We start from the raw sequence: 24939 nt of genomic DNA on the forward strand, positions 1-24939 counted from the left end.
GAATGGTGACGAATCTAATTTTCAACGTCAGGTCCCTCCTGGATGATTGTCGGTACTATTTTCCTTTTCAGTGTTAACCTTCTTGCAGGAAATTATTCCTATATGGGCACGATGACGGAATTCAAAAAAACCGCCAATCGGCAAATGCCGATCGACGGTTCCATGTCCTCGAATTAGTTGCCTTCCGCAAGCCTCATAACGCCTTCTTTGGTCACGACGGCTAACAGGAGCGGTTTTACACTCGGCTGCTCCGATTGGATGCTGTACGCGGCTTTCACCCTGTCTACCACGCTTGCCGTTCCGCCATTCTCCTCACGGATATGAAGAGTAGCAATCGGCTCGCCTTCCGTCACTTCATCGCCGACCTTCTTGACGATAACGAGACCCACCGCATAATCGATGGCCGCGTCTTTTGTCGCCCTGCCCGCGCCAAGCATCATCGCTGCAAGTCCAAGCTGCTCCGCATCGATGGCTGCCACATAACCGCCGATCGGCGCAAGCACCTGGATACGCGCAGGCGCTGCAGGCAGCCTCTCCGGATGATCGACAACGGAGCCGTCTCCGCCTTGCGCTTCGATAAAAGCTTTGAATTTCGCCAGCGCTTCTCCGTTATTAAGGCGCTCCCGAAGAAGTCTCTTTCCTTCTTCGATAGAGGAAGCCGCGCCGCCAAGCACCACCATATGAGAGCCTAACGCAAGACAAAGCTCCGTCAAGTCCTCCGGTCCCTGACCGCGCAGCGTCTCGAGCGCTTCCGCCACCTCAAGCGCATTGCCGATCGCGAAGCCCAGCGGCTGATCCATATCGCTGATGACTGCTGCCGTATCGCGTCCAACCTGCGTCCCAATCGCAACCATAGCTGCAGCCAGCTTCTCCGCATCCGCCCGCGTCTTCATAAACGCGCCGCTGCCCGTCTTTACGTCCAGCACGATCGCATCCGCGCCAGCCGCAATTTTTTTGCTCATGACGGAGCTTGCGATAAGCGGTATCGACTCTACCGTTGCCGTTACATCCCTAAGGGCATACAGCTTTTTGTCCGCGGGCGCCAAGTCGCCGCTCTGACCGATAACGGCCAGCCCAAGATCGTTCACTTGAGCGATAAACGTCTCCCGATCCAGCTCCGTACGGAAGCCTGGAATGGATTCAAGCTTGTCTATCGTGCCGCCGGTGTGGCCAAGGCCTCTTCCCGACATCTTGGCAACGGGGACGCCCGCAGAAGCGACGAGGGGACCGATAATTAGCGTTGTCTTATCGCCGACGCCGCCTGTGCTGTGTTTGTCCACCTTGACGCCGCGAATTGGCGACAGGTTCACCATGTCGCCGGATTCAGCCATAGCCATCGTCAATGTCGCGGTCTCATCTTCGGTCATGCCTTGATAGAATACGGCCATAGCCCATGCAGACATCTGATAATCGGGAATATCGCCGCTGCTATATCCTTTGATCAGGAAGGCAATCTCTGCGGAGCTCAGCTCCCCGCCATTCCTCTTTTTGTGTATACAATCCACTGCCCGCATAACGGCCTCCTCCAGTATCCATGCCAGTATGTTGCCTTGCGTCAGCTCGATCTGGAAAATTCGCGGCTTTTGGATTGCGACAGCCTCTCCGATTGCACTTGGACGATAATTTCATCAAGAGTCTGGCTTAACACCAGCACGTCTTGATGAAGAAGGTCCTGTTCGATCAGCGCCGTCTCCACCATCTCTCCGCGAAGCCTCTCCAGCTCCAATAACAGCTTGTCCATGACGTTGTCCACTCCATCTTTCTGTAATCATGGACATTATACGACGAGCGCAACGAAAAACACTGTCATAATGAGTCGAGCGAATTATTACAATTATGTTACAATCCCGCTTACATTTTCGAAATCAACGATGTCACAAGTCCCAGGAACCGGGACTTGACTCGTTCCGCCGTCTCCATCACTTCCTCGTGGGACAGCGGCTGGTCCAGAATTCCGGACGCCATATTCGTAATGCAGGAAATACCGACCACTTCAATGCCGGAATGGCGAGCCGCAATCACTTCGGCGACCGTCGACATTCCGACGGCATCCGCGCCAAGCGTGCGAAGCATCCGGATCTCGGCCGGCGTCTCGTACGATGGACCCAGCAGTCCGGCATAGACACCTTCTTTCAGCGCAAAGCCCTGCATGGAAGCAATCTCCTTCGCAACTTCACGCAGCCGTTTGCTGTATGCTTCCGACATGTCTGGAAAGCGCACGCCGAGCGAATCGTCATTAGGTCCGATAAGCGGATTGCGACCCGTCAGGTTAATATGGTCGGAGATCAGCATCAGGTTGCCCGAAGCGAAGTCCAGATTAATGCCTCCGGCCGCATTCGTTACAAGCAAAGCGCGGACCCCCAGCGCCTTCATTACGCGTACCGGAAAAGCCGTAAGTTCCGGGCCGTAACCCTCGTACATATGGAAGCGGCCGCGCATCAATACGACGATTCTGCCAGACAAACGGCCGATCAACAGCTCGCCGGCATGTCCCTCCACGGTCGAGATCGGAAAGTGGGGAATGTCGTGGTACGGGTTGACGACCGGCTCCTCCAAATGGTCGCCCAGCACGCCAAGACCGGAGCCCATAATAAGCCCGATCTCCGGCGACAACGCCGTCTTCTCCCGGATAAAAGCTGCAGCTTCCGCAATATGTGCGTTCATTTGTTGATTCAACATGTTTACTTCCCCTTCCAGTTCATAGTTGTCTCGTATAAAGAAGCCGGACGGCTGTTTGCATTCCGCCTTCCAGCAGCTTATTCAGCGGCGGTTTCGGTCACTAGCTCGGACAAAAAGCTGCGCCCGCTCGGCGGAGCTATAACACCAAAATTATCTGCGATTGTCGCACCAAGGTCTGCAAAGGTCGTCCGTACCGGCATGGCGCCGGGCACGCGGAACGCCGGACTGTAAGCCAGTATCGGCACATACTCGCGCGTATGATCCGTGCCGAGATGAGTGGGATCATTCCCGTGATCAGCCGTAATGACGAGCAAGTCTCTTGGCCCGATCTTGCTCTTTAGCTCAGGCAGCGCAGCGTCAAATTCCTCCAGCGCGGCCGCATACCCTTGAGGATCCCGCCGGTGCCCGAACAACGAATCGAAATCAACGAGATTCGTGAACAGCAGACCGCTAAAGGACTCGCCCATCGCGTCGATCGTTCGCCTGATGCCGTCCGCATTGCTCTTCGTCGGCTGAGAGGACGTTATGCCTTCACCGTCGAAAATATCGTTGATCTTTCCGATAGACCGCACCTCGAATCCACCGTCCTTGAGCGCGTTCAGTACGGTTGGCTGAGGCGGCTTCACCGCATAGTCATGGCGGTTCGGCGTCCGCCTGAACTCGCCTGGCTGTCCCACGTAAGGTCTTGCAATCACTCGCCCGACTGTGAACCGCTCGTCCATCGTCAGCTCCCTGGCGATCTCGCAAGCCCGGTACAGCTCCTCCAGAGGGATAACTTCCTCATGCGCGGCGATTTGGAATACGCTGTCTGCCGATGTATAGACGATCCATGCGCCCGTCTCCATCTGCTCCTCCCCCAGCTCGTCCAGTATCTCGGTCCCGCTTGCGGATTTGTTCCCGATGACCTTCCGTCCCGTTCGCTCCTCAAACGGACCGATAAGTTCGGGAGGGAAACCGTCAGGGAATGTTTGGAAAGGCACGGTCAGTCTCAGCCCCATGAGCTCCCAATGTCCGGTCATCGTGTCCTTGCCGACGGATACCTCCGCCATCTTGCCGTAATAAGCCTCGGCTGGCTTGCCGGCTGGCGACCAATCCGCGATAGGCGCAATTCGGTCGAGCCCCATAGCCCTTAAATTCGGCAATGAAATGCCCGGCACGACGCTTGCGATATGACCGAGCGTATGGGAACCGGCATCGCCGAACAGTTCGGCATCCGGCAGCTCGCCGATCCCTACGCTGTCCAGGACAACAACGGCAATTCGATCAAATTTCATAGCTTATGTCCACCCTCTCTATGTCAGGCTCTTGGATGCGCTCCCTGATAAACATCCTTAAGCCTGTTCTTGGCGCTTTGCGAATATTTTAAAGTCGTGGCGATATCGGCATGTCCCAGCAGCTCCTGCACGGTCCTGACGTCCGCGCCGCCCTCCAGTAGATGGGACGCGACGGAATGCCTTAACGTATGGGGCGTAATCTGCTCCTCGATTTGTGCTTCCTTGCCGTATTTTTTGACCATCTTCCAGAAGCCTTGTCTCGTCATTCTCGTCCCCAGATGATTCAAAAACAAGGCAGTGCCGTCGTCCCGCCCGGTCAACAGCGCATCCCGTCCTCCTTCGGCGAGATAGCTCCTAATGGCTGCGTCGGCATGACTGCCATATGGAATGACGCGCTCCTTCAAGCCGCTCCCCGTACACTGAATGTACCCCAGTTGCAGATGGACATGCTCGATGTTAAGCGCCACCATCTCCGACACCCGGATACCTGTCGCATACAGAAGCTCTAACATAGCCTTATCGCGTTTGCCGGAGGCATTGTCCGTCTTGGGCGAATCCAATAAAGCAGTCGTTACATCAACAGACAGCACTTGGGGAGCCCGTTTCTCCAGCTTGGGAGACTCCAGATACAGCGACGGATCCCGCAGGATTTTGCCGTTTAGCAGCAAGTGATGAAAAAAAGCACGCACGGCAACAACGCGGCGAGAGATCGTAGCCGCCTTCAATCCCTTTTCTTTCAACCGGTGCATATACGAAGCCAGGTGCTGACGCTGCACCGATTCCCAGGCGCCAATGCCATTTTCCTCGCAGTAAAGATAACAAGAATGGAGATCCCGTTCGTAAGAGGCTACGGAGTTCTTGGACAATCCGCGTTCATCCTGCAAATAACGTATGTAATGTTCCAATTGAGCTTTCAAGTCGTGACTTCCTTTCGCGCTTACAGCTTCGTGCTGGCAACATTATGCTGCTATGACCTTCATGACATTCCACATCCGTCCTGCTTTTTCCTTCTTTTCGCTTCTTATTCGCCATACCAGTAGAACCAGCGAAGACGGTTGGCGGAATTGCCGTGCTCCGGCGAAGAGGGAACCTGCTGCAGCACCTTAAGGGCGTCACCTCTGGGTTTTTGGTAAGGATGCAAGGGCGAGACGACATCCAGCAGCCAGCGGTATCCGCCAGAAACGATCACAAGCAGCACTGCGAACAGGACGACAAAGAGCATCCGGCTAAACCAGCTTTTAAACGAAATTACCACAGGATCGACCTCCTTCGTACGAACGCCCCCATACGCGCAGTTCCGGCGTCAGCCTGGCTCTATTTTTGCAGGGGCTGTTCGTACCACCTTATGAGGAGGCTTATCCGATTATGCCGATCTCTTAAAGTGCGAGTTCAAAAAGTTCGGTTTTCAGCACCGAGAAGATGGAATGCAAGTAGAAACTGAGGAGCGGAGCGTAGTGGTAGCTACGTGAGCACCGGAAGGTTCGCTTGCGTTTCATATTCGATGTCGAGTACGCTTCTTGGCATACTTCGTGATGGGAAGCGGACTTTTTGAACAACCTCTTAAGGATCGAGCCGGTCGTATGATATGCTGTCCAGCCACTTGTCGATCTCAGTATAAGGAATGCCCGTGGCGCTCGCTACGGCTTCATTTAGCAGCTTCCCGGCATGGGTATTAACGCCTTTCTGCAGCGGCGCGCTTCGTCTGATGGCTTCCCAGCCGCTGTTCGCAAGCTCCAGAGCATATGGCATCGTCACGTTCGTAAGGGCGAATGTAGAGGTTCTGGGAACCGCTCCGGGGATATTGGCAACGGCATAATGAATAACGCCGTGCTTAACGTAAACAGGGTCGCTATGCGTGGTTGGACGGTCGACGGTAGCGATCGAGCCTCCCTGGTCTACGGCGACATCAACGATGACGGAACCTTTTTTCATGCGTTGAACCATCTCCTCCGTCACCAGATGCGGCGCTTTGGCGCCTGGGATCAGCACGGCGCCGATGACGAGATCCGCATGACTGACAGCATCCGCAATATGGAGCGGACTCGACATAAGCGTGCGGATTCGGCTTTCAAACACTTCATCCAGGTAGCGCATCCGTTCCGCGCTTCGTTCGATAATGATGACATTAGCTCCCAAACCCAGCGCCATCCGGGCCGCATTTGTGCCAACAATTCCACCGCCTATGACTACAACCTCCGCTGGCGGAACACCCGGCACGCCGCCGAGCAGCACCCCACGGCCTCCATAGAAGGATTCCAGGAATTGCGCGCCGACTTGCACCGCCATGCGCCCCGCTACTTCGCTCATCGGCACAAGCAGCGGCAGACTGCCGTTCGGCAACTGGATCGTTTCATAAGCGATCGACGTAACTCCGCTATCGACAAGCGCCTTCGTCAGCTCCGGCGCCGCCGCCAGGTGCAGGTAAGTGAACAGCATCAGTCCCTCGCGGAAATACTTGAACTCTTCCTTCAGAGGTTCTTTTACCTTCATGACCATGTCCGCTGCCCAAACTTCTTGAGGCGAATCCATGATTAATGCGCCTTCTCGCACGTAATCCGCGTCCAGAAATCCGCTGCCCTCACCCGCATTTGTCTCGACGACGACTTCATGGCCGGCTGCCTTTAGCATCGTCACTCCTGCAGGGGTCAGCGCTACGCGGCCTTCGCTTTGTTTGATTTCCTTCGGCACACCGATCTTCATCCCACATCGCCTCCTGTACATACTTCCTCAAGCGTACCTTATCCAGCGCGGGCTTAAATTATGTAACTTTGCCAAGAATGACAGGTCAATTATGGAGAAATGGAGAAAACTTAATCTTTCTTACAATTGAAAAAAACCTCTATCTGGGCCATGGCTCATTTCACTTTGCGCGGCCGCGTCTAGAGGTGCACTTGAAAAAAGGCTCCTGCATCCATGGCTGGATGACGAAGCCTCCGTTATTCATTCGGTTGGTCGTTCTTCTCCTGGCAGCGTCTGCAGACACCCTGGAAGTCAAGTCGATGGTCTGCAACGGCGAACCCGTATTCGCGCTCCAGCCGTTCTTCAAGAGGCAACAGCCAATCTTCCTTGATCTCTTCCATGCTTCCGCATTGTACGCAGATCAAATGATGATGGTGATGCTTGCTGTTGTCTGCCCTCAAGTCATATCGGGCTACGCCGTCGCCGAAGTTCAATTTCTCCACGACGTGCATTTCACTCAGCAACTCCAGCGTCCGGTATACGGTAGCCAGACCAATCTCCGGCGCCTTATCCTTTACGAGCATGAAAACATCCTCTGCGCTCAGATGATCTTCTTCGTTCTCCAGCAATACTCTTACTGTCGCTTCGCGCTGCGGGGTTAGCTTGTAGCCCTGCGATTGTAATTGCTGCTTTATAGTCTCGATCCGGGCTTCCATGGTTTCCCCCCTGCCAACATGTCGCATCCAGTTTACGGAAACGTCAACTACAATTATATGGGGAATACCGTCAGAAAGTCAAACGTTTCTCTGTCAAATGATGCCGTTTGGTGGTGGCAGGTAAGCGGAAGCCCAGCCTATGATTACGGGTGACAAATACGCCTCGAACAACGCGGAGCCGGCGAATAAAAATAACATGATCATAACGGTCGATGTAAGCATGCCAAGCTGGGGCAGAAGCTCACCTTTCTGCTGCTGGAGCAGCAGCCTGTGCTTCACGACGTAGACGGCAAAGGTAATCGCCGCCGCACTGGCGATCATCATGGCTGGCACGGCAATGACATTTTGCGGCGCTACGGATAAAACAAAAAATACAATTCCTTTCCAGCCGTATTGCTGTACCAGAACGCCTCCCGTGAAACCAATCAGCGTTCCCTTGAGGAAATTAAGCGCCAAGATGCCCGGAACACCGATAACGACGATGCCCAAAATCCAGATCAGCATGACCCACTTGAAGTGAAACCAGAATCGGTCCCAGAACAGCGTTTCGGCGCTTGCATGCGCCGTTCCGTCCACCGATAGCACATAGCGGTTGATCTCTCCTGCCAGCTCTTGCTGCTGCTCCAGCGTCAAAGCCCCGACAATCAAAGCGCCGAATACGGCGCCGACTACAAATAACACCGCTACGAAAATATATAAGTTCGTCCTGTATTTCAAGGCCGCGCACCCCATTCTCCATAGGAAAGAATAAACCCTTCCGACTTCGAAAGGGTTGTCTCTTTATTCTTATGAAAGCATTGGACAGCTTATGCCGGGCAATAGAACGAACCGTCATCATGCTGACGATGGACATCCTCCATGGAATCTAAATAGTGCCAGTCTGCAAATACAGCTTCCAGGCATAGACAGCAAGAATCGTCTTGGCATCGCTGATGCGTCCTTCCGAGATGTAGCGCTCAGCCTGCTCCAACGTAATCGCCTCGACAAACAAATCTTCATCCTCGTCGGGGTTCTGCTCGCCTCTCTCAAGCTCATCTGCGAAGTATAGATAAAGTTTCTCGTCAGCAAAGCCCGGCGACGTATAAAAGGACGAGATGAGCTTAAGGCCCTTTGGCCGATAGCCCGTCTCTTCTTCCAGTTCTCTTGCGGCCGCCAGTGCGGGATCCTCGTCGCCGTCCAGCTTGCCTGCCGGAATTTCCACTTGAAAGATATCCATCGGCTTGCGATATTGCTCCACGACAAGAAGCTTGCCGTCCAGCAGCGCCATGACAGCCGAAGCTCCGGGATGCCTTACGATTTCCCTCGTTGCAGTACGTCCGCCTGGCAGAGCCACCGTATCCACTTGCAGCGAAATAATACGTCCATCGAATATTTGCTCCGAGCTAACCGTTTCCTCGCGCCAAAGTTCCGGACGCTCCTGCTCTTGCTTCTGCATCTCCTGCTTCTGAGAAAGCTTGTCGCTCATCTGTGCCTCCCCCTTCATAAGGTGATAAATAACCGATGTAATAAGACATAACTTGTCCACTCCCGTCATATCCATCTTCTAGAGGCAGTATAGTGCAATCAACCATGAACGGGAGTGGATTGGGATGAAACAATACGTAAACGTCTATCATCTGCGAGTCATAGGCAAAGGCTGGGAAGTCCGGCGCGAATTGAATCGTTTGGCTGCCTCAGCAGTTGGAGAAGGATTGTTGTCCGATTATACAAGGTCGCTCCCGCCAATCCGCGCAACGCTTGGATCTTCGAATCCGGCCTTATCCGACTCCGACCTTGTTTGGCTTACGATTGGCGAGCCGTGCGAAGGGAAGCCTTCTTGATCAGCTCCACGACAAGCTCCGTCACCTTTAGCAGATCATCCGTTTTGATTTGCTCTTTTGTCGTATGGATATGCTCATAACCAACCGCCAGATTAACGGTCGGGATCCCCATGCCGTTAAAAATATTCGCGTCGCTGCCCCCGCCGGAATAGAATGTACGGGGAACGGCGCCGATTGCTTTTATCGCTTCCTTGGCCAGCTCTACAACATCGTCCCCATCGTCGTACTGGTAGGCGGGATAGATAACGTCGCTTTCGAACTCGCCTCGACCGCCGAACTCCTGAGCAGCCCACAAAACGGCTTCCTTCATCTTCTCCAGCTGAGCGTCCAGCTTGTGCTGCACGATGCTCCGAGCCTCCGCGTAGAGCGTAACGAAATCGCAAACGATGTTCGTTGCCCCGCCGCCTTCGAACTTGCCGATATTCGCCGTCGTCTCCGTGTCAATCCGTCCCAGCGGCATGCGAGAGATAGCTTTGCCGGCGATCTGGATCGCGCTGATGCCATCCTCCGGATTAACGCCCGCATGCGCAGATTTGCCATATAACTTGATCGTCACTTTCGCTTGCGTAGGAGCTGCAACGGCAATGTCGCCGATCGCGCCATTGGAGTCCAGTGCATATCCGAATTCCGCTTCCATCTTGCTGGCATCCAGAGATCTTGCTCCCAGCAATCCCGATTCTTCGCCAACGGTAATGACGAATTGCACTCGGCCGTGAGGGATATTATTTTCTTTGAGCACGCGAATAGCTTCGAACATAGCAGAGATCCCCGCTTTGTCATCCGCGCCCAGAATCGTCGTGCCGTCACTGCGAATATAGCCGTCGGCGTCCAGTTGCGGCTTGATTCCGTTGCCCGGCGTTACCGTATCCATATGACACGTGAAGAACAGGACTGGAGCGCCTTCGCAGCCTTTAGTCGCTTCCAGCATGGCGAAAAGATTTCCCGCGCCATGTCCCGTCTTAGCGGCTGCGTCATCCTCCGACAGCGACAAACCCAAAGCCGTAAATTCCTGCTTCAATACTTTGCTGATCTCGCCTTCATGACCTGTCTCGCTGTCTACCTGGACTAGCTCCATAAACTGGTTAACCAGACGATCCTTTTTTATCATGCTGTTTCCTCCGTCCCGAATTTCGTTTACAATAGTTTTGATAGGTTGGTCCTTGCAGCTCATATAGCGATAAGAAAGGAGCGTCGTTTTCCACATGCAAAGGCAAAAAATGATCCGACTCGTAGCCATCATCGTCGCGGGCACACTGCTCATTACGACCGTACTCGCTGGTGTCGGCTCCTTATTCCTGGGTTAAAGCGCCATTGTCCGTCCGTTCGTATCGGAATTGCTTCAAGAAGTAAGGAAGCAGCTCCTCCGCGGCTTCCTCTACGGACAAGCTCCGGCCCGTCAAATCATTAAATGAAGTGACGCCGAATTGCTGGATGCCGCAGGGCACGATGCCGCCGAAACCTTCGCTCGCGATGCCGGACTTGATGTTAAGCGCGAAGCCGTGGCTTGTAATAAAGCCCCTGCGGTGACGCGCTTTATTGAACTTGATGCCGATTGCGGCAATCTTTTCGTCCCCGACCCATACACCCGTATATTCCGGCTTTCGCCCCGCTTCTATACCATGCCCGCCTAGCCAATCGATGATTACTTGTTCCAGAGACCTCAGATACGCATGAAGATCCAGTCCGACCGCATCCAGATACAGCAGCGGGTACCCTACAAGCTGTCCGGGGCCATGGTAGGTAATATCGCCGCCTCGATCGATCTCGAACACGGATATGTTACGTGCCGCCAACTCCTCCTGATCCAGCAGCAAGTGCTCCGGATGCCGATCGGAGCCAAGCGTATATGTCGGCGGATGCTGAAGAAGGAGCAGCGTCTCGGCGCGCTCCCCCCCATCGATTTGTTTCACGTACGCCTTCTGCATATCCCATGCTTCGCCGTACGGAACTTGTCCGATATATCGGGCATCCAGCATTCCGGAGGCATAATGGTTTTCTCTCTCCGTCATCGCTATCCCCTCTTTAGTACAGTGTGCTTTCCATGTTGAAGCTTTCCAGATTGTCCTTTACTCGCTGCAGGAACCTGCCGCAGATGACGCCGTCCAGAATTCGATGGTCGAGCGACAGGCAAAGATTTGCCATGGAGCGTACCGCGATCATGTCGTTGATGACGACTGGACGTTTTACGATCGACTCGAACGTAAGAATGGCCGCCTGCGGGTAGTTAATGATGGGATAGGACAAGATGGATCCGAACGACCCCGTATTGTTGACGGTAAACGTTCCGCCCTGCATATCCGATAAGTTCAGCTTGCCTTCCCGCGTTTTCCGCGCCAGCTCGTCGATTTCTTTGGCAAGCCCGGCGACGTTCTTGTGATCGGCATTCTTGATAACCGGCGTCAGTACGGAATCCTCCGTTCCCACCGCAAGCGAAATATTGATATCGCGTTTTACGATAATTTTGTCCACGGCCCAAGTCGAGTTCATGATGGGATAATCCTTGATGGCATTTACGACAGCCTTGAGCAGAAATGCCAGATAGGTCAGGTTAATGCCTTCGCGCTTCATGAATTCGTTCTTAAGCTTGTTGCGCAGCATCACGAGATTGGTCACATCCACCTCGATCATCGTCCAGGCATGCGGAATTTCGCTTACGCTCTGGCGCATGTTGCGCGCGATTGTATTGCGTATCGGCGTTACGTCGATAAAGGTCTCGCCCCGCCCGGGTAACGTCGTCCCCTCCACCTCGATCTTAGGGATACGAGGCGTCTCCGACAAGTGAATCCCCGAGGAACGGACCTGCGCCTTTGGATCAACGCCAGACGCCGAAGCAGCTGCAGCAGATGCGCCGGGTTTGCCGGACGCGACATAAGAGAGCACATCCTTGCGGGTTACGCGTCCGCCAAGACCGGTGCCCGTCAGATCAGAGAGACGTACGCCATGTTCGCTTGCAAGCTGCTGGACGGCAGGCGAGTAGCGGTTGCGCATTGGCGCCGAATCGTCATCATCGGCCCTTTGACCAGCTGTTTCCACGGCAACGCTTGGGGAAGAATGCAATTCTTGCGTATTTGCAGCCGATTCTTCAGTTTCAATGATGCACACCGGCGTCCCGACGGGCACGTTCTCCCCGTTGCCCACCAATATTTTCACCAGAGTACCTGCCACCGTGGACGGCAGCTCGGCATTTACTTTGTCCGTCAACAGCTCGCAGATAGGCTCGTACATATCGATTCTGTCGCCAGGCTGCTTCAGCCAACGGTCGATCGTCGCGGAGACGAGCGACTCCGCGAGCTGCGGCATGACGATTTCCGTCATTGTTTTCATCTCATTCCACTCCTTACGGTCCTAATACATAGCCAGCTTCTTCATGGCATCCTTCACTTTGTCCTTATTCAGCAGGAAAAACTTCTCGGCTGGCGGGTTGATCGGCATCGCCGGGACATCGGGACCGCAAAGCCGCATAATGGGTGCATCCAGTTCGTACAGCAGCTCCTCCACGATAATCGCCGCCACCTCCGCGCCAACTCCGCCTGTCTTATTGTCCTCGTGAACAATCATCACTTTGCCTGTCTTGCGGACAGATTCCAATATGGCTTCCTTATCGAGCGGCTGAATCGTGCGCAGATCGAGAATATGAGTGCTGATCCCTTCCTGGGCAAGCTCTTCTGCGGCTTGCTCTACAAATCGAAGCGGCATGCTGTAGCCGATGACCGTAATGTCGTCGCCTTCGCGAAGCACATTCGCTTTGCCGATCGGCACAATATAATCATCCTCCGGCACTTCGCCCGACAACAGCTTATACCCCTTCTTGTTCTCGAAAAAGAGAACGGGATCCGCATCGCGCACCGCAGCCTTTAGAAGCCCCTTGGCATCGTATGGACGGTAAGGAGCCACAATCTTAAGACCAGGCGTGCCGAAGAATACGGATTCCGGACATTGGGAGTGGTAAAGCCCTCCGAAGATGCCTCCGCCAATCGGAGCTCGAATGACGATAGGACAGCTCCAGTCATTGTTGGAACGATACCGGATCTTGGCCGCTTCGCTGATGATCTGGTTTGTTGCCGGGAACATAAAGTCCGAATATTGCATCTCGGCGATCGGTTTCATGCCGACCATTGCGGCACCAATGGCAACGCCGGCAATTGCAGATTCGGCGAGCGGCGTATCCATCGCGCGAAGCTCTCCGAACTGCTCATGCAGCCCTTTTGTCGTCGTGAAGACGCCGCCCTTTACGCCGACATCCTCGCCTAACACGAATACATCCTCGTCGCGCTCCATCTCTTCTTTCATCGCAAGCCTTATTGCGTCGATATAATCCATAACCGGCATTAGTTCATCCCCCCCTGCCTGTCATCGCCTTCATAGACATGATGCAACGTAGATTCAGGCGTCGGAAAAGGCGCCTTATCGCCGTATTCTGTTGCCTCATCAAGCTGCTTCCTGAGCTCGGCAGCATATGCCGTTTCCTGTTCCTCGCTCCACAAGCCGCAGTCGAACAAATATTGTTTGAACTTCGGAATGCCGTCCTTCATCCGATTTTCGTCTACTTCTTCCTTCGTCCGATAGGCAAGATCGTTATCGGAGGTGGAGTGAGGAGACAGACGATACATCATCGCCTCGATCAATGTCGGACCTTCGCCCGCTACGGCGCGCTGTCGCGCTTCCTTGACAACACGATACACTTCTAGCGCGTCGTTGCCATCTACCTGAATGCCGGGGAACCCATAACCAAGAGCTCGATCCGCAACCTTGCCCGCAAGCTGCTTGTGGATCGGCACGGAAATCGCATATTGATTATTTTCGCACATCAGAATGACCGGCAGCTTATGTACGCCGGCAAAGTTGCATCCTTCATGAAAGTCTCCCTGATTGCTGGACCCTTCTCCGAACGTAACAAAGCTGACCAAAGGGTTCTTCTTCATCTTGGCCGCCAACGCGATGCCTACCGCATGCGGCACCTGAGTCGTAACCGGGCTCGAGCCCGTAACGATTCGCAGTTTCTTGGATCCAAAGTGGCCCGGCATCTGCCGTCCGCCGCTGTTAGGATCTTCTGCCTTGGCAAACACGGACAACATCAGATCTCTTAATGTCATCCCTACAGACAACACGAAACCATAATCACGGTAATACGGCAAATAGTAATCCTGCTCTCGATCCAGTGCGAAAGCGGCGGCTACTTGGGCGACCTCTTGTCCGATACCTGATACGTGGAAATTAATTTTGCCCGCGCGCTGCAGCAGCAGAACGCGTTCATCGAATTTTCTTGCCATGACCATCATTTTGTACATATCTACGGCTTGCTCGGAAGTAAGCCCAAGCTCCAGATGACGAAATTGCTGACCAGCGGAAGACAATTGGGTCATAACGACAGCCTCCTTATTTACCAACTCTTAAAACCTGGTACTAAGACCTCACTATAACCATTATAACTGCTTTTGCGGCAAAAAGAAATCCACCCTTGCGACGTAAGTCCTCGGTCCAATTGACAGCATTATTTAATACACGATTGCCTTCCCGTCAACAGCGAGCATTGCTTCGCCCAACGCTTCCGATAAAGTCGGATGAGGATGAATCATCGCGCCGACCTCCCATGGCGTCGCGTTTAACCAGCCTGCTAACGCCGCCTCGGAGATGAGATCCGTCGCATGGGGACCGATCAAATGTACGCCGAGAATATCGCCGCTCTTCCGATCTGCGATGACTTTGGCGAAACCTTCCTGTTCGCCTAACACAATCGCTTTGCCGATCGCTTGGAACGGAATTTTGCCAACCTTAATATCGTAACCCCTCGTTCTTGCCGCGTCCTCTGTATATCCATAGGAAGCAACCTCCGGGCTGGAATAGATGCATTTCGGGATGAGGTGATGATCGACAGCCGCCGGCTTGGCACCCATAATATGGTCAACGGCAACAAGGCCTTCATGAGCGGCGGCATGAGCTAGCTGAATGCCTCCGACAACGTCTCCGATCGCATAGATATGCGGCTCGGTCGTTTGACCGAATTCATTTGTTACGATGAACCCATTATTTGTGCGAACATCGGTATTTTCTAGCCCGATGCCGTCGGCATTGCCTTCGCGTCCGACGCAAACAAGCATTTTTTCAGCGACAAGCGTAACGTCGCCGTCCGGCGTTACCCCTTTAACGGATACGCCGCCGCTCTCCTGAATTTCGCATGTTTGGCTTTGAAGCTCGACGCTGGTCAAAACTCGCACGCCTCTTCGGCCCAGGCTGCGTGCCAAAGCGGCTGACACTTCGGCATCTTCGCCAGGAATGAGTCTGGAGCCTGCTTCGATTAAGGTAACGTCTACACCGAAGTCTTGCATAAGCGATGCCCACTCTACACCAATAACTCCTCCGCCGACGATTAGAATTGATGCTGGCAGCTTATCCAATTCCAACGCATCGTCGCTGGTTAATATATGTATGCCATCACGTTTGAGCCCAGGAAGCAAACGCGGTCTGGAACCTGTCGCGATAATAAGATTCGTGGATACGACCGACTCCATCTCGCCATCTGCGAGCTCAACTGCTAAAGACCCGCTTCTGGGCGAGAAAATGGAAGGTCCGATTACGCGTCCTTTGCCTTGAATGACGGTAATGCCATGTTTTTTCATCAAGCTTTGCAGTCCACGGTAAAGCTGGTCCACCGTTTCCCGTTTACGTTCTTGTACTCTGTCGAAGTCAAGCGACACTTCATCGGAATTTACGTTTATCCCGTACTGTGCGCTTGTCAAAATCGTTCTATATACTTCCGCGCTTCTAAGCAGCGATTTGCTAGGTATGCAGCCTTGATGCAGGCAGGTTCCGCCGAGCTTGTCCCGTTCGATAAGTGCTACCTTTTTTCCTGCTTGTGCTGCCCGAATAGCGGCCGTATAACCGCCAGGTCCGCCTCCAAGCACGGCTATGTCTACTTGTATTGCCATAATGGATGTCGCCTCCTTCTTAAATCGCAATAATTGCTATTCTATTGTACCTTTTTTTACGCATCATTTCACTGTTGTTAGCTTGAACAAATGGACACGGTTACAGGAACCAGTTATGATATTAGAAATGAGTATTCACGATCAGAATTACAAATAAGGAGCTTTCACCGTTATGAAACTTGTAGTCGCCCGAATTATAGCCATTTTGTTTCTCGTCGTACCCGGCATTGTTGCGTGTTTTGGATTCCTCCATATGAAGGACGCAACGTTCGATTATTTTTCGCAGTACGGTAACGATCAAGTAACGCCTGATTTTGCATGGCTAAAATTTTTGCTTGGTTTCGTTATGTTTTTCCTCGGAGCCGGTTTTATCGGCGGATGGATTTTTTTCCGGGACCGCAAGCGCAACTATGTAGCCCCCCGCTTCAAAAAGAAACGCCCACGTCCGCCAAGACCGCAATCCGGTGCACCGGGAGGACAGTAGCGTCTCATTAGACAAAGGCCAATCAGAAAAAAAACCACTTCCTTATCGGACAAGCTATTCCCGATAAATAAGTGGTTTTTTGCGCAAATTTTAAACACGCACTTAAAGAAAATTTTGCGAGTATCAAGAAACCTTATGTTCAATCCGCAGCTTGTCAGCCACCATCGCGATGAACTCGGAATTCGTCGGCTTCGACTTGCTGATGTTGATCGTATAGCCGAACAAATGCGAGATGCTGTCAATGTTGCCGCGGGTCCAAGCGACTTCGATCGCATGGCGAATGGCTCGTTCGACGCGGGATGGCGTCGTTTTGAACTTTTCGGCGATAGCCGGGTACAAGGTCTTCGTAATAGCGCCAAGAATTTCGATGTTGTTGTAGACCATCGTAATCGCTTCGCGCAAATATTGATACCCTTTAATATGTGCAGGAACGCCAATCTCATGGATAATGCTCGTAATGTTGGCATCCAGATTTTTGCCTTTGGAAAGCGGAACTACATTCGACTTCAACGTCGTCGAGCTGAAGCTAGAGGATGCCGAATAAGACGTCGAGGATGTTCCAACCAGTTGGCGAATCCGGTTTGCCAGAATATCCATATCGAATGGTTTCAATATGTAATAAGATGCGCCAAGCTGTACCGCTTTTTGCGTAATGTTTTCTTGGCCGAATGCCGTCAACATGATGATCTTGGGCATTGGGGACAAATTCATTTCCTTCAGTCGCTCTAACACGCCCAGTCCATCCAGATGCGGCATAATAATATCCAATATAAGCACGTCAGGGACGTTGCGGGCTTGCTCAAGATGACGGATTACTTCTTCTCCGTTGTAAGCCACGCCACTTACATGCATATCACTTTGTTCGGATATGTATTCCGATAACAGGTTAGTAAATTCTCGGTTGTCATCTGCCAGCAAAACTTCGATCTTGTGCAAGGTAAGTATCCTCCCTTAAATGTTAATTTGCTGCATCGCTCAGTTGTAACGATCATCGGTTGTCTAACATAGGTTTTCGACATGACGATTGGAATTCCTTCTGTCGAAAATCTTTTTTCTTTATTTTTTTTCAACTATTCGATATAATTAATAATTTACTTCAAAAATCACTGTATTTCGTCTACTTTCGACAAAACTCACATAAACAAACGCCTCGAGCGACAGCACTTCAGCTGCTCGAGACGTTCTCATTATGCTGCATCATCCGCATTCGTCTGTGATTCTTGATCCAGTACACCAGCATCCTGCAGCATCCATTCGATAAAACATCCGTATCCAGACGTAGGGTCATTGACGAATACATGAGTGACGGCGCCAACCATCTTGCCGTCCTGAATAATGGGACTGCCAGACATGCCTTGAACGATACCGCCTGTTTTGTTTATAAGCCGCTTGTCGGTAATTTTGATGACCATCCCTTTGGTGGCAGGACCGGATTGTTTGGACACATGGACAATCTGAATGTCATACCGTTCTACCTTCTGGCCATTAACAACGGTCAAGATTTGTGCAGGCCCTTCCTTTACATCCTCTGAGAACGCGACGGGCAATGCCTTGCCGCTAAAGCTATGTCCCGGCTGTTCAGTCATTTTGCCAAAAATACCGAATTGCGTGTTTCGTTCGATATTGCCCAAAATTTTGCCTTCCTTCACGAACTGAGCTCTCTTTTCTCCGGGTTCGCCCGTATGGCTCTTATTGATTGACATCACGCTGGACTCCAAAATTTGGCCTTCGCCAACTTCGATTGGCGTCTGTGTGTCCATATCCGAGATGACATGTCCCAATGCGCCGTACACGCCATGATCCGGGGCATAGAAGGTAAGCGTGCCTACGCCTGCTGCGGAATCGCGAATGTATAGTCCCAGTCTCCAAGCTCGATCCTCTGCATCGAATATGGGATCCAAAACCGTGCTGTTCAATTGGCCGCCACGCTTGTAAGTAATTTGAAGAGGGCGCTTGGTGTTGCCATATTCTTCGCATATTTTACCGATCCGATTCACTTCTTTAACAGGCTTGCCATTAATCTGTACGATAAGATCGCCTAATTTCAGTCCCGCATCCTCGCCTGGCGAATGTTTGGTTCCGTCGCCGTCTACAACTGCATGATGACCGACGACCAGAACGCCTGCCGATTTCACTTTAACGCCAATCGTTTGTCCTCCTGGAATAACTCTAATGTCCGGGACAACTTTTACTTTAACTGTCTTGAACGGAATTTTACCAAATAATTTCACTTGCATGTTCGTCTGGCCGCTATGGCTAGGCTTCAATGACATCGGCTTGCTCAAATTAACGGACAGGGAATGCTCGTTGGAACCATTTACATTCAGCATCTGTGGATCTACGGTAACTTCCGCTTGTACAGGAACCCCGTATTGCAGACGTTTCAGTTGGCCGGAGAACAAACGAAGTTCATTCGGGAATGCGGCGAATTGTTGAAACGGAGTGGAGAACCCGATCATGCAAACGAAGAAAACGAGAACCAGGCCAATCATACGTTTCCGCCTGTTGGAGTTCAATGTTTTACACGCTCCTGTCATTCCTTCACATGACGAAAAAGGATTTATCGCCAATGGCGTACCTTTAAGTTACCCCGCCTCCAATGTTTTATGTCCGCAAAAACATTCCCTGAATGCCTTCCATTACGCTCCCTTCAACCCATGGGCCAAATCAAGCATTTCTTGTGCGTGATGCCTTGTTTTATCAGTTACTTCGACGCCTCCCAGCATGCGGGCAAGTTCATTAATACGTGTTTCGTTCGCAAGCTTCGTAACAGAAGTCGCGGTTCTGCCTTCGTTTACGGACTTCATAATTTCGAAGTGATGGTCCGCCATGCAAGCGACTTGAGGCAGATGAGTGATGGAGAATATTTGGCATCTGGCCGACAGCGCCGACATCTTTTCGGCGATGGCTTGAGCGGCTCTGCCGCTGACGCCTGTGTCTACCTCATCGAAAATAAGTACGGGTATTTGATCGATCTCGGCGAAAATGCTCTTCATGGCAAGCATGATCCGTGACATCTCCCCGCCGGAAGCGATCTTATTGAGAGGTTTAAGCGGCTCCCCGGGGTTGGATGACAATAGAAATAGGGCATCATCAATACCACCGGCATGCAGCTTGACAGGCTTCTCACCTCTCCCTCCTTCTGCACCGCCATCCAGCGATACGCGGAAACGTGCTGCGGGCATCAACAGTTCTGCAAGCTGGCTCTCAATGGCGCTGGACAACGTAACGGATGCATGACGGCGCAGACTGGACAACTCCTCTGCAAGGCTATAGGCGTGGCGATAGGCTTCATCCTCCTGCACACGGAACCTGGCGACGAGCTCGTCTCGATTTTCGATCTTGTCACGTTCTGCGGTTATCTTTTTTAAATATTGCAATATATCAGGTATGCTTTCCCCATATTTGCGTTTCAATCCATGAATCAGATCTAATCTTTCTTCGACTGCAGCCAGGCTTTCCGGATCGGAGTCGATATTTTCGCGATAATCGCGCAATTGGAAAGCTACATCCTCCGCTTGATAAAATGCCGATTGAAGCTGTTCCATAAGTGGATCCAATACGGACTTGTCATAGCTCTGGATATCGGCCAGCTTGGAGATGGACTTGCTGATTGCGTCAAGTCCCTTCCCGCCATAGAGGAGCGTATACGCTTCGGTTACGGCGTCCATCCGCTTCTCGGCATACAAAAGTGTTTTACGCTGCTCCGAAAGAAGCTCGTCCTCTCCAGGTTTCAGCGCTGCTGATGTAATCTCGTCGATCTGGAAGCGATACAAGTCCAGCATCTGTACATTATGCCGAGTCGTATCCTCCATTTCCTTTAGCGCTCCCCTTACTTCAAGAAGCGTAGCATAAGCCCTTTTGTATTGGGTCTTGCGCTCAATCAGCAGATCGCCGCCAAATAGATCCAGCCACTCCAGATGCTGCTCCGAACGAAGAAGGGATTGATGCTCATGTTGTCCATGAATATTAACCAGCGCCTCGCCGATCTCTCTCAGCATCGTCATCGTGACGAGTTGACCGTTGACACGGCTGATGCTCTTGCCTTGCGCCGACAGCTCCCTGCGAATGACCAGCATCTCCTCCGGGGAGCATTGTACGCCGAGTCTGTTCAGGATGGTCCACACCGGATGTTGGACGGGCATATCGAACAATGCCTCCATCTCCGCCTTATCGCATCCGTAACGAATCATATCTGCGGAGCCCCGACCGCCGACCAGCAGGCTGAGCGCATCGATCAGAATCGACTTGCCCGCTCCCGTCTCTCCCGTCAGTACATGGAATCCCTGATGAAATGAAATATGAACTTCTTCAATAACAGCTAAATTCCGAATCGACAGCTCTCGCAGCATATTCGTTATCCTCCCTATATCTTTATTAATTAAGCATCTCCAGCAAACGTTCGGTTACGGTTGCGCTGTGCGGCTTCGTACGGCAAATAATAAGAATCGTGTCATCGCCGCAAATGGTGCCCATCACTTCGCTCCACTCCATGTTGTCGATCAGGCCGCCAATCGTGTTCGCCGTACCCGGCATGCACTTTAACACGATAAGGTTGTCTGTATAGTCGATTCCTGTAAAGTGGTCGACGATGGCACGTTTTAGCTTATGGATGGGATTCTGGCGCCCGACGTCGGTAGGCAGCGAATATTTGTAACGGCCTTCCTCGATAGGCACCTTGATGAGCATAAGCTCCTTGATGTCCCGCGAGATCGTCGCTTGCGTCACCTGCATGCCCGACTCCCTAAGAGCCTCAACAAGCTCCTCCTGCGTCTCGATAATGCCGTTCGTAATTATTTCTCTAATCCTGAATTGTCTGATTCCCTTCATACGTGACCTCCGTGATTGCTTATGTTGTTAGTCGGACAAATGAAATGCGATTTTACGGATCGTCCCGCTCTTCGCGTCGATGTATAGAATACCCGAGCAATCCTGAAGCAGCAAGGCATAGACAAGCAGTTGATCCCTGACGCCGCTGGCCGTCCAGTCCATCGGCTTTCGCTCTCTGGCCGTCTTTACGATATAGGTAAGATCATCCTTGGTTGCCATATAATCGATATATATGCGTGCTCCCGTGCCAAGCGGCGCGTCGTCCAGCTCTACCGGTATTGGCACGACATGCTTGGCCGACAATACCTTATAACCGTTGCGATTTAGCAGTTGGACGTTCTCGTCGCCGTCCGATACCGCCGCGCCCTTGCCTAACGTGATGCGGTTCATGTTGACCGGAGCATGCAGCCAGCGATAGAAGGAACGATACAGCCACGCCAGCAAAAGCGTGCCCGCTAGCGCCATTATAAACCAATCGCCATACTTCTCCATAGCGTATCACCTCATCAAGACCAATCAGATCACGGAAGCGAACGTTTGTTTGGTCTTAGTTTATCAAACCAAGGGACAATCTGTAAAGAAAAAAGATGCCAAATCAGTAAAACCGATCGGCATCCCTCTACGATGAGCATATGACTTTTATGTTTCAAACCGTTATACCTTAACCTTGAACGTCCGATTCGCTTCCTCGACCAACGCCAGAATACGAGCTTCCTTGTCATCGGATTTTTCGTTGACAGCGGCATTTTCTGAAGCCCCGGTCAACCAATAAGCGAGAAATTCGATATTGCCTTCTCCCCCGGTAATCGGGGAAAACGTCAACTCCTGAAGGACGTACCCCGTCTCCGAAGCGTAACCCAATACTTGCCGAAGAACATCCGCATGAACGGAAGGCTCCCTGACGACGCCGGATTTGCCGACCTTCTCTCTGCCCGCTTCGAATTGCGGCTTGATTAGCGCCACAACTCCCGAACTAGGAGGAAGCAGCGTCGCAAGAGTAGGCAGAATGTGTTTGAGCGATATAAAGGATACATCAATGCTAGCGAAGCTCGGCGGCGGGCCAGTCAGATGTTCCGGCAGCATGTATCTAAAATTGGTCCGTTCCATCACGCCGACTTGAGGATGCTGCCTTAGCGACCAATCCAACTGATTATAGCCGACATCGATCGCATAGACGTAGCTTGCCCCGTTCTGCAATGCGCAATCGGTAAACCCGCCCGTGGATGCGCCGATATCCAGCATAACCTTGTCAGTTAAATCGATGCCGAACAGCTTAATCGCCTTCTCAAGCTTAAGACCGCCGCGGCTGACATAGGGATGAAGCACGCCTTTGACCTTAATGTCGGCGGATCTCGGCACCTTCATCCCGCTTTTGTCCACGGGTTCGTCATCCACTAGCACGAGACCGGCCATTAACGCTTTTTTGGCTTTCTCCCGGCTGTCGAAGTATCCCCGTTCAACTAATAAAACATCAATCCGTTCTTTGGGTGTCGTGGTCATAACTCTCCTTGCCCTTATGCCTGCCCTGTAACGCGTTTCATGCGTCTCGGATTCATGGCGCGGAGCTCAGCGGCGACGTGTTCGGCCGTCAAGCCGACTTCCTCGCGCTGCTGCTCGATGGAGCCGTGCTCCACATATAGATCCGGCACGCCAATGATGCGAACAGGTACTTCGTAAAGTCCCTTCCGGGAATAAAATTCGAGTACAGAACTGCCGAAACCGCCCAGCTCTGCTCCTTCTTCCAGCACAATGATTCGATTGCCTTGCTCGGCAATAGCAAGCAACATCTCTTCATCCAGCGGCTTGATGAATCTGGCATTTACGATACCGACCAAGGCGCCTTCGCGCTTCATCAGATCGGCCGCTTCCTCCGCCACTCCGATCATTGGACCGATAGCAAGAATAACATTGCCTTCTCCTTCGCGCAGCCATTCCCATTTGCCGATCGGCAGAGGTTCAGGATGAGCGTCAAGCTCCACGCCAACTCCGTTTATTCGCGGATAACGGACAGCGATCGGACCGTCGTTATAATCAATCGCCGTCTTCATCATGCGGCGAAGCTCATTTTCGTCTTTGGGCATCATAATAACAAGATTCGGCACATGCCGCAGGAACGAAATATCGTATACGCCCTGATGCGTCTCACCGTCAGGCCCTACGAACCCGGCCCGGTCGATTGCGAAAACGACATTCAGGTTCTGGCGGCAAATATCATGAACGACTTGATCATAGGCCCTCTGCAGGAAGGTCGAATATACGGCGAAAACCGGCTTAAGTCCTTCCAGAGCAAGCGCGGCGGACAATGTTGCCGCATGCTGCTCGGCAATACCGACGTCTATCATGCGATTCGGGAATTTCTCCGCGAAATCAAGCAGGCCGGAGCCGCCAGGCATTGCCGGCGTTACAGCAACAACGCGCTCATCCTGCTCCGCAAGCTGAATAAGCATGTCGCCGAATACCTTCGTATACATTGGTGGTCCGACGGCTTTGACCATCTGCCCGGATTCGATCTTGTACGGAGAAGCTCCATGCCACTTGTGCGAATCCGCTTCGGCGGGCGAATAACCTTTGCCCTTTACCGTGATAACATGCACAAGTACAGGCCCCGGCATGGAATCCGCTTGCTTTAGAATGTCCAGCAAACCATCGATGTCATGTCCGTCGACGGGTCCCAGGTAGGTCAGGCCGAATTGCTCGAACAAAATGCCGCTTACAAGCAAATACTTCAGGCTGTCTTTGAAACGCTCCGCAGTTTTGGCCAATTTCCCGCCGATTGCCGGAATTTTGTTAAGCAGATGCTGAAGCTCGTCCTTGGCCTTCTGGTAATGGCGATCCGTCCGGATTTTCCCCAAATAATGGTGCAACGCGCCTACATTCGGAGCGATGGACATTTCGTTGTCATTAAGAATAACAATCATATTCCGTTTCTCGTGGCCGATATGGTTAAGCGCTTCTAGCGCCATGCCGCCAGTAAGCGCTCCGTCGCCGATTACGGCAACAACGCGGTTGTCATCGCCTTTAAGGTCGCGGGCGAGCGCCATGCCCATTGCGGCTGACAGGGATGTACTGCTATGTCCCGCCTCCCAGACGTCATGCTCGCTTTCGGAGCGTTTCACGAAGCCGCACAGTCCTTTGTATTTGCGCAAAGTATCGAATTGTTCCATGCGGCCGGTCAATATTTTATGAACATAGGATTGATGTCCAACGTCGAAGATAAATTTATCGTCAGGGCTGTGGAATAAAAAATGCATGGCCAGCGTCAATTCGACGACACCGAGATTCGGAGCCAAATGCCCGCCCGTAACGGACAGCTTCTGGATGAGAAACTGGCGGATTTCGCCAGCCAGCTCTTCCAGCTGCGCCACGTTCAATTCCTTTAAGTCCTTTGGTCCGCTAATTTGATCAAGCAGCACATGATTTCCTCGCTTTCGAGGACAGCACGATCGCCGTCCAATGAACGTCTACATTTTACCTATTATAACATAGTTGTCGAATGTGCCAAAACAGACCTCTAGCAGAGGTTGTTCAAAA

The 24939-nt window shown here is 52.3% G+C and carries 24 protein-coding genes; 1 reads left to right on the top strand and 23 read right to left on the bottom strand.

The annotated features are described in order from the left end of the window. Positions 1-173: 173 nt before the first annotated feature. From PAT3040_RS34600 to lpdA, 16 genes are all read right to left on the bottom strand, one after another. On the bottom strand, positions 174-1514 hold the full coding sequence (locus PAT3040_RS34600) for a pyrimidine-nucleoside phosphorylase (protein WP_108996205.1): 1341 nt from the start codon (positions 1512-1514) through the stop codon (positions 174-176). A 41-nt stretch (positions 1515-1555) separates the two neighbouring features. Continuing rightward, positions 1556-1741, bottom strand: coding sequence for a Spo0E family sporulation regulatory protein-aspartic acid phosphatase (locus tag PAT3040_RS34605; protein ID WP_087567058.1), 186 nt, complete (start codon positions 1739-1741; stop codon positions 1556-1558). Between the two features lie 110 nt (positions 1742-1851). Beyond that, positions 1852-2679 carry a purine-nucleoside phosphorylase gene (locus PAT3040_RS34610; RefSeq protein ID WP_108996206.1) on the bottom strand — a complete coding sequence of 276 codons (828 nt, stop codon included), beginning with the start codon at positions 2677-2679 and terminating at the stop codon, positions 1852-1854. Positions 2680-2756: 77 nt separating this feature from the next. Next, positions 2757-3953: a phosphopentomutase gene (deoB, locus tag PAT3040_RS34615; protein WP_108996207.1), complete on the bottom strand. Its 1197-nt coding sequence runs from the start codon at positions 3951-3953 to the stop codon at positions 2757-2759. Between the two features lie 23 nt (positions 3954-3976). After that, the gene (gene xerD / locus PAT3040_RS34620; protein ID WP_087567060.1) at positions 3977-4870 is read right to left on the bottom strand and encodes a site-specific tyrosine recombinase XerD; all 894 of its coding nucleotides are present in this window, start codon (positions 4868-4870) and stop codon (positions 3977-3979) included. Between the two features lie 104 nt (positions 4871-4974). Continuing rightward, positions 4975-5208 carry a DUF4227 family protein gene (locus PAT3040_RS34625; RefSeq protein ID WP_108996208.1) on the bottom strand — a complete coding sequence of 78 codons (234 nt, stop codon included), beginning with the start codon at positions 5206-5208 and terminating at the stop codon, positions 4975-4977. A gap of 305 nt (positions 5209-5513) precedes the next feature. Beyond that, positions 5514-6653, bottom strand: a complete 1140-nt coding sequence (gene ald / locus PAT3040_RS34630) for an alanine dehydrogenase (RefSeq protein ID WP_108996209.1) — start codon at positions 6651-6653, stop codon at positions 5514-5516. 236 nt (positions 6654-6889) lie between these two features. Further along, complete coding sequence (fur, locus tag PAT3040_RS34635) at positions 6890-7348, bottom strand: ferric iron uptake transcriptional regulator (protein WP_108996210.1); 459 nt, start codon at positions 7346-7348, stop codon at positions 6890-6892. 93 nt (positions 7349-7441) lie between these two features. Beyond that, positions 7442-8065, bottom strand: coding sequence for a stage II sporulation protein M (gene spoIIM / locus PAT3040_RS34640; protein WP_258235302.1), 624 nt, complete (start codon positions 8063-8065; stop codon positions 7442-7444). Positions 8066-8213: 148 nt separating this feature from the next. Continuing rightward, positions 8214-8813, bottom strand: a complete 600-nt coding sequence (locus PAT3040_RS34645) for an NUDIX domain-containing protein (protein WP_108996212.1) — start codon at positions 8811-8813, stop codon at positions 8214-8216. Positions 8814-9130: 317 nt separating this feature from the next. Then, positions 9131-10276, bottom strand: a complete 1146-nt coding sequence (locus PAT3040_RS34655) for a M20/M25/M40 family metallo-hydrolase (RefSeq protein ID WP_108996415.1) — start codon at positions 10274-10276, stop codon at positions 9131-9133. A gap of 181 nt (positions 10277-10457) precedes the next feature. Continuing rightward, positions 10458-11177 carry a lipoyl(octanoyl) transferase LipB gene (lipB, locus tag PAT3040_RS34660; protein ID WP_108996214.1) on the bottom strand — a complete coding sequence of 240 codons (720 nt, stop codon included), beginning with the start codon at positions 11175-11177 and terminating at the stop codon, positions 10458-10460. Positions 11178-11190: 13 nt separating this feature from the next. After that, entirely contained in the window at positions 11191-12492 is a 1302-nt protein-coding gene (locus tag PAT3040_RS34665; protein WP_108996215.1) for a dihydrolipoamide acetyltransferase family protein, read from the bottom strand. Positions 12493-12513: 21 nt separating this feature from the next. After that, on the bottom strand, positions 12514-13497 hold the full coding sequence (locus PAT3040_RS34670) for an alpha-ketoacid dehydrogenase subunit beta (protein WP_087567069.1): 984 nt from the start codon (positions 13495-13497) through the stop codon (positions 12514-12516). Beyond that, positions 13497-14531 carry a thiamine pyrophosphate-dependent dehydrogenase E1 component subunit alpha gene (locus tag PAT3040_RS34675; protein ID WP_108996216.1) on the bottom strand — a complete coding sequence of 345 codons (1035 nt, stop codon included), beginning with the start codon at positions 14529-14531 and terminating at the stop codon, positions 13497-13499. Before PAT3040_RS34675 ends, PAT3040_RS34670 begins: the two co-directional genes overlap by 1 nt. Positions 14532-14663: 132 nt before the next feature. Further along, positions 14664-16094 (bottom strand): dihydrolipoyl dehydrogenase, encoded by a 1431-nt coding sequence (lpdA, locus tag PAT3040_RS34680; RefSeq protein ID WP_108996217.1) that lies wholly within the window; start codon positions 16092-16094, stop codon positions 14664-14666. 172 nt (positions 16095-16266) lie between these two features. Between lpdA and PAT3040_RS34685 the strand changes: the two genes are divergently transcribed. Further along, complete coding sequence (locus PAT3040_RS34685) at positions 16267-16578, top strand: DUF2627 domain-containing protein (RefSeq protein WP_087567072.1); 312 nt, start codon at positions 16267-16269, stop codon at positions 16576-16578. A 123-nt stretch (positions 16579-16701) separates the two neighbouring features. Here PAT3040_RS34685 and spo0A read toward each other — a convergent pair whose 3' ends face one another. From spo0A to dxs, 7 genes are all read right to left on the bottom strand, one after another. Then, positions 16702-17514, bottom strand: a complete 813-nt coding sequence (gene spo0A, locus PAT3040_RS34690) for a sporulation transcription factor Spo0A (RefSeq protein WP_087567073.1) — start codon at positions 17512-17514, stop codon at positions 16702-16704. Between the two features lie 251 nt (positions 17515-17765). Continuing rightward, a complete protein-coding gene (spoIVB, locus tag PAT3040_RS34695; RefSeq protein ID WP_108996218.1) occupies positions 17766-19094 on the bottom strand; it encodes a SpoIVB peptidase in 1329 nt (442 codons plus the stop codon). 123 nt (positions 19095-19217) lie between these two features. Beyond that, positions 19218-20930 (bottom strand): DNA repair protein RecN, encoded by a 1713-nt coding sequence (gene recN / locus PAT3040_RS34700; protein ID WP_108996219.1) that lies wholly within the window; start codon positions 20928-20930, stop codon positions 19218-19220. A gap of 25 nt (positions 20931-20955) precedes the next feature. After that, positions 20956-21408 carry a transcriptional regulator AhrC/ArgR gene (gene ahrC, locus PAT3040_RS34705; RefSeq protein ID WP_087567076.1) on the bottom strand — a complete coding sequence of 151 codons (453 nt, stop codon included), beginning with the start codon at positions 21406-21408 and terminating at the stop codon, positions 20956-20958. 27 nt (positions 21409-21435) lie between these two features. Continuing rightward, on the bottom strand, positions 21436-21900 hold the full coding sequence (locus tag PAT3040_RS34710; RefSeq protein ID WP_087567077.1) for a hypothetical protein: 465 nt from the start codon (positions 21898-21900) through the stop codon (positions 21436-21438). Positions 21901-22062: 162 nt separating this feature from the next. After that, the gene (locus PAT3040_RS34715) at positions 22063-22908 is read right to left on the bottom strand and encodes a TlyA family RNA methyltransferase (protein WP_108996220.1); all 846 of its coding nucleotides are present in this window, start codon (positions 22906-22908) and stop codon (positions 22063-22065) included. 14 nt (positions 22909-22922) lie between these two features. After that, complete coding sequence (gene dxs / locus PAT3040_RS34720; RefSeq protein ID WP_108996221.1) at positions 22923-24821, bottom strand: 1-deoxy-D-xylulose-5-phosphate synthase; 1899 nt, start codon at positions 24819-24821, stop codon at positions 22923-22925. Positions 24822-24939: the final 118 nt, after the last annotated feature.

The sequence above is a fragment of the Paenibacillus agaridevorans genome (assembly GCF_003112455.1).
In the GTDB taxonomy this organism is placed as follows: Bacteria; Bacillota; Bacilli; order Paenibacillales; family Paenibacillaceae; genus Pristimantibacillus; species Pristimantibacillus agaridevorans.

Bases quoted from the DNA above. Each gene is read 5' to 3' on its own strand.
- PAT3040_RS34665 (WP_108996215.1), bottom strand. From the start codon at position 12,492: ATGAAAACAATGACGGAAATCGTCATGCCGCAGCTCGCGGAGTCGCTC.
- PAT3040_RS34715 (WP_108996220.1), bottom strand. From the start codon at position 22,908: ATGACCACGACACCCAAAGAACGGATTGATGTTTTATTAGTTGAACGG.
- ahrC (WP_087567076.1), bottom strand. From the start codon at position 21,408: ATGAAGGGAATCAGACAATTCAGGATTAGAGAAATAATTACGAACGGC.
- ald (WP_108996209.1), bottom strand. From the start codon at position 6,653: ATGAAGATCGGTGTGCCGAAGGAAATCAAACAAAGCGAAGGCCGCGTA.
- PAT3040_RS34610 (WP_108996206.1), bottom strand. From the start codon at position 2,679: ATGTTGAATCAACAAATGAACGCACATATTGCGGAAGCTGCAGCTTTT.
- fur (WP_108996210.1), bottom strand. From the start codon at position 7,348: ATGGAAGCCCGGATCGAGACTATAAAGCAGCAATTACAATCGCAGGGC.
- PAT3040_RS34655 (WP_108996415.1), bottom strand. From the start codon at position 10,276: ATGATAAAAAAGGATCGTCTGGTTAACCAGTTTATGGAGCTAGTCCAG.
- PAT3040_RS34670 (WP_087567069.1), bottom strand. From the start codon at position 13,497: ATGCCGGTTATGGATTATATCGACGCAATAAGGCTTGCGATGAAAGAA.
- PAT3040_RS34685 (WP_087567072.1), top strand. From the start codon at position 16,267: ATGAAACTTGTAGTCGCCCGAATTATAGCCATTTTGTTTCTCGTCGTA.
- PAT3040_RS34675 (WP_108996216.1), bottom strand. From the start codon at position 14,531: ATGACCCAATTGTCTTCCGCTGGTCAGCAATTTCGTCATCTGGAGCTT.
- deoB (WP_108996207.1), bottom strand. From the start codon at position 3,953: ATGAAATTTGATCGAATTGCCGTTGTTGTCCTGGACAGCGTAGGGATC.
- recN (WP_108996219.1), bottom strand. From the start codon at position 20,930: ATGCTGCGAGAGCTGTCGATTCGGAATTTAGCTGTTATTGAAGAAGTT.
- PAT3040_RS34710 (WP_087567077.1), bottom strand. From the start codon at position 21,900: ATGGAGAAGTATGGCGATTGGTTTATAATGGCGCTAGCGGGCACGCTT.
- PAT3040_RS34605 (WP_087567058.1), bottom strand. From the start codon at position 1,741: ATGGACAAGCTGTTATTGGAGCTGGAGAGGCTTCGCGGAGAGATGGTG.
- lpdA (WP_108996217.1), bottom strand. From the start codon at position 16,094: ATGGCAATACAAGTAGACATAGCCGTGCTTGGAGGCGGACCTGGCGGT.
- PAT3040_RS34645 (WP_108996212.1), bottom strand. From the start codon at position 8,813: ATGAGCGACAAGCTTTCTCAGAAGCAGGAGATGCAGAAGCAAGAGCAG.
- PAT3040_RS34600 (WP_108996205.1), bottom strand. From the start codon at position 1,514: ATGCGGGCAGTGGATTGTATACACAAAAAGAGGAATGGCGGGGAGCTG.
- lipB (WP_108996214.1), bottom strand. From the start codon at position 11,177: ATGACGGAGAGAGAAAACCATTATGCCTCCGGAATGCTGGATGCCCGA.